This window comes from Streptomyces sp., from assembly GCF_031178505.1.
GTDB classification, from domain to species: domain Bacteria; phylum Actinomycetota; class Actinomycetes; order Streptomycetales; family Streptomycetaceae; genus Streptomyces; species Streptomyces gulbargensis.
Window position 1 is genome coordinate 1 of the sequence record NZ_JAPSIW010000736.1, and the last position, 3,441, is coordinate 3,441.

The window sequence follows — 3,441 nt, forward strand, 5'->3', positions numbered from 1 at the left end:
AGCGAAGGGCCGACCGGTCGGGCCGCCGTCACGACCGGCCGGACCGCCGCGCCGGCACCGCGTGGTGACCGTCCCGGGCACGGCTCCCCGGGGCCTTCGCGAGAGCCCGGGGAGCCGTGCGCGGACGCCCGGAGGGAATCCGGGTGTCGCGGTCGGCCCCGGGCGGCGTAACCTGTGTGGCGCCATGCCGTACGAAGCCCCCACCCACACCGTCGAGCGCTCGCTCCGAGCCACCACCGGCGCCAAGATCGTCGCCGGCGTCGACGAGGTCGGGCGCGGAGCATGGGCCGGCCCCGTCACCGTCTGCGCGGCCGTCACCGGTCTGCGCCGGGCCCCCACCGGGCTGACCGACTCCAAGCTGCTCACCCCGAAGCGCCGTACGGAGCTGGCGGCGGAGCTGGAGACCTGGGTCACGGCGTACGCGCTCGGCGACGCCTCCCCGGAGGAGATCGACGAACTCGGGATGACCGCCGCCCTGCGGCTCGCCGCCATCCGGGCCCTCGAAGGCCTGCCCGTGCGGCCGGACGCGGTGATCCTCGACGGCAAGCACGACTACCTCGGAGCGCCCTGGCAGGTCCGTACGGTGATCAAGGGCGATCAGTCCTGTGTCGCCGTGGCCGCCGCCTCCGTCATCGCGAAGGTCCGGCGGGACGCCCTGATGGCCGAGCTGGAGGCCGAGTCCGAGGCGTGCGCGGGTTACGGCTTCGCCGCCAACGCGGGCTACCCCTCGCCGGTCCACAAGGCGGCGCTCGCGGAGCTGGGGCCCACCCCGTACCACCGGCTCTCCTGGTCGTATCTGGACGCCCTCCCGCGATGGCGCCACCTCAAGAAGGTCCGCCTCTCCGCGGAGGCGGCCGCGCTGGAGAGCGGGGGCCAACTCGGCTTCGACTTCTGAACTTCCGGCTGCCCGTCCCCCGGTGGGACGGTCACGCAGCCGGTGGGCCCCGTGTGCCCACCCGCCGCTGCCGCGTGCGGCGGCATTTGATAGACATCCACCCATGCCTCTCATCCCCGAGGAGCCTCAGATTCACGAGAGTGCCCAGGGTCCCCGCGCCACCACGGCCCCCGGCCGCCCCGCGCCGACCCCCCGTCCCGTACCCGGCCCGCGTTCCGCGGCCTCTCCACGCCCCGGCAGCCCGGTTCCCGGCCCCGCCAGGCCCACGCCGCCGGCGCCCCGCCCGGGCCCCGGCGCCGGACAGTCCCCGGCGAAGCCCGGGGAGAATCGTTCCGACAGCCGAACGGTTCCGCAGCTCCAGGTGATCCCGGCCCCGGCCGACGGCGCGCTCGACGCCGCCGAGGAGGCCGTGGACCTGCTCCTGGACAACGGCCGTAGCCCCGGCGACGTCCTGGTGCTCACCACCGGCGACCCGCACCCGTGGACGGCGCACGAGCTGTCCTTCGGCGAGCGCGCCTATTGGGCCCAGCAGGACGCCCGCGAGGACGTCTTCTTCGCTCAGGGCGCGGCCGTCGAGCGCGCCGCCACCCGGCCCGTGGTCGTCGTCGCCGTCAACGGCGGGGACGACGACCTGGTCGCCCGGGTGCTCCCGGCGGCCATGGCCCGCGCCGGCGCGCTCCTGGTCGTCTGCGGGGACCCGCAGCGGGTCAACGCGCTCCTCGGCGCCGGCGTCTGACCGCCACCACCCGCCGGTCCGGGGCGCGCGTACGGTTCTGCGATCCGAAGGGCCGTGCGCACGCGGACGTGATCGCGTCCGGTGCACCGGACCGGCCTCGTCCGGGCCCGGTCGAACCGTGTGCGCCCCCGGCTCCGCCGGACATGACCGGCCCGCGGGGCCGGGGGCGCTCCTCTGCCACCGCCCGGGCGCGGTGAGCGTGGTACGGGCGAATCCGGCGGTACGGTACGGCGCGTCAGCGCGCCGCGGCCCACCGCAGGGGCTCGGACGCGCCGCCGGCGGTGCGCGGGGTGAGGCGGTGGCGTTCGGCCGGCTCGTCCCCGAGGGGGACCGGCTCGGAGCCGGAGCTCGGGCGACGGCCGCCACGGCCCTCGCCGACGACCTGCCACCCGCCCGTGGTCATGGTGATGTAGGCGCCGCAGCGGAGCCCGTGGAGCGTGCAGGCGTCCCGCAGGCCCCACATCCAGGCCCCGTCCTCCTCGGTCCAACGCTCGTCGCCGTCACGGCAGTAGAGCAGCACCGCCGTCCGCACGGGCGAGCGACGCCGCAGGTCGTGCGGGATGACCCGTCTCAGATGTGCCAGGAGGGCGTTCCTGAACTCCCAGCCGTCCGCCGGCGCTGGACGGCGGACGAACGAGGCGCTGGCGGCGAGTCGCTCCTCGTGGTCCAGGACCGCCACCACCGCGGTCGAGGGCGTGGGCCGGTGTCGCGAGTGCAGTCCGCTGACGACCTCACGGGGGTTGCGCAGCAGGGGAATTCCCGCCTCGGCCCACTCGGCCGGTTCGAGCATCCGAGCGAGGCGGCTGGCGGACCCGGACGACGATCTGATCGAAGTGGCTGTGGGCGGAGCGAATCCGAGGGTCACGGTCCTCCCTTCGGATACGCGCCCGCGGGGCGGGCGAGGTCGGGTGAGGGCGCACCACGGCACAGTCCTTCCAGGCCGCTGACGGGCCGTGCGGGGCGGTGTCCCAATTCTTGCCCGGCCCGAGCGGGGGCGGCAACGAGCAATTGAGACCGCTGACGGGAATGCGGCGGTATGGCACTCATATCCCTGCCCAGTTGCCCAGTGTTCACTCCCCGTTCTCCCACCCGTTTCACCCCTGGACGGCGAGCACCAGTGGAAACACCCCTTCCGCTCCGGACCGACGCAGCAACCGGGCCGCCACGGCCAACGTCCAGCCGCTGTCGGAGAGATCGTCGACCAGCAGGACGGGCCCCCCGGCGGCCGACACCCGTTCGGCCACCTCGGGCGGCACCGCGAGGGCCCGGTGCAGCCCGACCACCCGCTGGGCGCTGTTCGTCCGCGAGATCCGCAGATCCTCCGCCTCCGGCACGTACTCCACCGCCCCGAGGAGAGGCATGCGGCCGATCTCGGCGATCCGGCGACCGAGCGACCCGACCAACTCCGGCTTGCGGTGCGAGGCCACCGTCACCACACCGGCCGGCCGCGCCGACGCGTCCGGCGCCCCGGACGCCCAACCCCCCGGCCCCTTGGCCCAATCGGCCAGAACGCGCACCACGGCCTGCACCACGTCGTCCGGCACCGGCGCGTCCGGAGTGCCGTCGGCGAGCAGCGGGCGCAGCCGGTTGCCCCAGCCGATGTCCGAGAGCCGTCCCAGCGCCCGGCCCGAGAAGGCCTGCTCGTCCGCCGGGATCCGGCCCTTCAGATCGACCCCCACCGCTGCCAGCCCCGTCGGCCACATCCTGCGCGGCTCCACCTCCACGCCCGGCCGGCCCAGCTCACCCTTGGCCGCGTCCAGCGCCGCGCCGGACACCTTGGGATCGAAGCGCGCCCCCGCGCAGTTGTCGC

At 75.3% G+C, this 3,441-nt stretch carries 3 protein-coding genes and 1 pseudogene; 2 read left to right on the plus strand and 2 right to left on the minus strand.

All coding sequences use genetic code 11. From position 1 onward, the window contains the following. Window positions 1–184 precede the first annotated feature (184 nt). Window positions 185–895 (plus strand): ribonuclease HII, encoded by a 711-nt coding sequence (locus tag RIF68_RS31410; protein WP_309054661.1) that lies wholly within the window; start codon window positions 185–187, stop codon window positions 893–895. Window positions 896–998: 103 nt separating this feature from the next. Beyond that, window positions 999–1,631 carry a hypothetical protein gene (locus RIF68_RS31415; RefSeq protein WP_309054662.1) on the plus strand — a complete coding sequence of 211 codons (633 nt, stop codon included), beginning with the start codon at window positions 999–1,001 and terminating at the stop codon, window positions 1,629–1,631. Window positions 1,632–1,866: 235 nt separating this feature from the next. On the opposite strand, the gene RIF68_RS31420 is transcribed toward RIF68_RS31415, so the two are convergent. Next, on the minus strand, window positions 1,867–2,496 hold the full coding sequence (locus tag RIF68_RS31420) for a hypothetical protein (protein WP_309054663.1): 630 nt from the start codon (window positions 2,494–2,496) through the stop codon (window positions 1,867–1,869). Between the two features lie 229 nt (window positions 2,497–2,725). Further along, window positions 2,726–3,441: pseudogene (locus RIF68_RS31425) on the minus strand (recombinase RecQ); the annotation flags it as partial.